The sequence below is a fragment of the Mesorhizobium sp. M2C.T.Ca.TU.002.02.1.1 genome, from assembly GCF_003997225.1.
This window is the reverse complement of the sequence record NZ_RZTO01000713.1, coordinates 1-3,233: the sequence shown is the minus strand read 5'-3', so window position 1 is coordinate 3,233 and position 3,233 is coordinate 1. Positions and strand designations below refer to the sequence as shown.

Genomic DNA, 3,233 nt, shown 5'->3' with positions numbered 1-3,233 from the left:
ATCTTGCCCTCGGGATCGAGCGCGCCGGTCGCCTCGTCGAGGAACAGAAGTCCCGGCTGCCGCAGGATGATGCGCGCGACCACCAGCTTCTGCTTCTGGCCGCCCGAAAGCACCTGATCCCAGATCTTGCCCTCGCGGCTCTCGTCGGCCAGGTGGCCGATGAAATCGCCGAGACCGGCCTTGTGCAGGGCGGCCGCAACCTGCGTGTCGCTGTGGTCGTTTTCTGAACCCGGGAGGCAGACGAGCTGCTTCAGTGAGACCTGCTGCAGCTTCACCTCCTGAGCGGCGTAGAAGCTCGTCACGCCCTCCGGGAAGACGATGGTGCCGCGACCGTAAGCCCACAGGCCGTTGATCGCCTTGATCAGCGAGGTCTTGCCGCAGCCGGACTCGCCCTTGAGGAAGGTCCACTCGCCGCGGCGGAAGCGCAGATTGGCGGCGCTGAGGAAGGGTGTCGCGTCTTCGCCCTGATGCGCCAGTTCGAGCTTCTGGATGGTCAGGCCGAACACCGGATTCTGCCTGGCGTAGCTGAAGTCGGAGCGACCGGTCTGCTGATAGAATTCCCGCGGGTTCTGGACGTTCTCGATGGCGTCGGCGAGTTCGGTCACGCGTTGGCTGTTGGCCCTGAGCGTCGCAATCGCCGGCATCACATGGATGAACCACGAGCATTGGCTGATCAACTGGGCGACCATTTCGGAGCCGGTGATGTAGCCCTTGTAGTCGAGACGGTTGTGGATGAACGACACGAGGCCCGGGGCGTAGGCAATGATACGGGCGCCGACGAAATTGTAGATCAGCTCGAACGACGTGTAGCTCGTGTTGACGATATTGAGCCGCCCCCACGTCTTGTCGATATCGACATAGAGCCTGTCGTGCATCGACTTTTGCACGCCTTCGCCATGCGAGGCGGCGACATGGAAGCTGCGGCGCAGGAACGTCGTCAGCTCGGCGCGGTAGCTGCCCTCGGCCTGCTGCATGCGAACATTGAGCCGCTCGAGCAGTCGTCCGAGCTTGACCGCGATCCAGGTGTTCAACGGCACATAGGTGGCGACGGCAAGGAAAGCCAGGACCGCTGTGCCATAGCTGCCCAGGAATTCCAGGCCTTTGACCTCGACCGAAGACCCGATCAGGTTCTCACCGATGAAATAGAGCGACGTCGCCACGCCGAGCACGCCCATGGCGAGACCGATGGCGCCGCCGGTCATGTCCTTGATCGATTCCTGGATGCGCTGATCGATGTTGTCCGGGGCGACGATGCCGCCCGCCACCGAGCCGTGCTGCGCATGGAAATGGGTATGGTTGCCGTCGAGCAGGGCCTGGTTGAACTGGTTGTTCAGCCAGCCCCGCCATTTGCGATGCAAAGTCGTCGAAACCAGATTGCGCACGCCGGTAAGACCGGCATCCTTCAGCACCACAAGCAGCACCAATATGCCGGCATTGGTCAGGATGGTCTGTAAGGGGTGCGTGTTGGCCGCGTCGTGCAGGAAGGCAATCGAATTGCCCAACTCGCCCAGCGCCATGGCAAACCAGACGCCAGCCTTGCTGGACAGCGCCGTCAGCAGCGCTATGACGATGGTGAGGGTCCAGGCTTCCTTCCAGCGTTCGGAGAACCAGTAGGCTCGCATCAGCCCCCAGAATGTACGCATCGACGATACCGGCGTCAGGGACGAGGTCTTTGCCTCGTTGGATATTTGCTCCGGTACTGTACGTCGCGGTCTGCCGACCCCAATCACGATCCCGCCCAAACCTTTCTAGTTTTGTTACACAGGGTAACACCAATTGATCATTTTCCATTAATTTTCTGGCGAAGAATGTGAACAGGGTTACCCGCCGTGGCGCACGCGCAACAGAAAGCCGGCGCCGGCAGACCATTCATCGCCTGGAATTCGGCTTTTATTCCAGTGTGTTAAGGGCAATTGAGCCAGTCGGCGAAAAGCTTCCCTAAGGGAAGCAAAAAACACGGGTTTGTGAACGAAAAAGAGGCGCCGGTCAGCCGAAATGGCTACTGCGCGATGACCGAAATGCCCGAAAATCTACCGTCCGTGAGCTCTACAGGCTTGCCCGATTCGTCTTTTCCCGAGGCACTGAAATGGCCGGAGATGGTCTTGGCGGCAGGGTCGTATTTGTCGATGACGATCTCGCCGCCGGCGAAACGGACATGGCCGACCATGGTGCCGGAATCGAGGATATTGAAACTGGCGCTGTTCGTGGCGGACCCGGCCTTGAGTTTATAGCTCCCGGCAAGGTCGTTCGAATCCTTGAGCACCAGCATCGAATTGAAGGTCTTGGTCGGTGAGCCCTGCTCGGTTCCCGACAGGTTCAGCATCGGCTTGCCGCCCATCTGCATCGTCTGGGCCAAGGTGAAAGACGCTGTCCAGGGTTTGCCTTCAAAAGTCGCCGACATGACGGCTTCCTCGGCGGACACGCGCTGCAATGTCAGCGGAAGCCCTAGTGCGAAAGGCAAGCACAGCAGTAACAATGCGCGACGCTTGACCATCCCGCGCCCCTCAAATCAGTTAAATCCTTCCGGGGTTTTAGCTTAGCGCCGTGTTCAGGGCGATTCACCAGATCGTGGGTGGCGAGCCGACTGTTAAGCAGGAGCAATCCAGGAAAAGTACGCGACGGCTTTCCGTCCGGAATTGCATCGTAGGAACGCTCAGCCAGCGGCGGTTTCGAGCTCGCCGCGCGCCTTGGCCTGGGCCACCTGGCGGATCGCGTCGGCAAGCGTGTCAGCATCCTGCGCGCCCATCACCGCGTATTTGCCTTCGAGCAGGAAGCAGGGCACGCCGGTGATGCCCATGCGCGAAGCGGTGGCGATCTCATTGCGGACGGCCTCGACGTCGGCGTCGGTCGGCAGCAGCGTCTCGACCACGGACGCATCCATGCCGGCCTCGCCGGCGGCCGTTGCCAGCACGGCATGGTCGCCAATGTTCACGCCTTCCTCGAAATTCAGCTGGAAGAGGCGGCGCACCAGCCGGTTCTGCACGTCCTCGCCGGCGGCGCCGGCCCAGCGGATGACCCGATGAGCATCCAGCGTGTTGGCGGCGACCTTGATGGCGCCAAATGCAAAATGGATGCCCTCGGCTTCGCCGAGCGGCTCGATGCGCGCGTGGATCTCGCGGATGCGTTCCTCGCTGCCGAACTTGCCGAGCATGTATTGGCGGCGATCCATGCCTGCCGGAGGGATGGTCGGATCGAGCTGGAATGGCCGCCAGCGGACATGCACGTCAATGCCC

The 3,233-nt window shown here is 61.3% G+C and carries 3 protein-coding genes; all 3 read right to left on the bottom strand.

Translation table 11 applies throughout. The features are described 5' to 3' along the window. On the bottom strand, positions 1 to 1,643 hold a 1,643-nt coding region (locus tag EOD07_RS28115; RefSeq protein WP_164772603.1), incomplete at its 3' end, for an ABC transporter ATP-binding protein/permease. 356 nt (positions 1,644 to 1,999) lie between these two features. Next, positions 2,000 to 2,401: a DUF6252 family protein gene (locus EOD07_RS28110; protein WP_127237707.1), complete on the bottom strand. Its 402-nt coding sequence runs from the start codon at positions 2,399 to 2,401 to the stop codon at positions 2,000 to 2,002. 252 nt (positions 2,402 to 2,653) lie between these two features. Next, the coding region (locus EOD07_RS28105) for a DsbA family protein (protein ID WP_164772602.1) at positions 2,654 to 3,233 on the bottom strand (580 nt) is incomplete at its 5' end.

What these genes read in the sequence shown, in the direction of transcription:
- EOD07_RS28110 (WP_127237707.1), bottom strand. Translation starts at nt 2,401, where the DNA reads ATGTCGGCGACTTTTGAAGGCAAACCCTGGACAGCGTCTTTCACCTTG.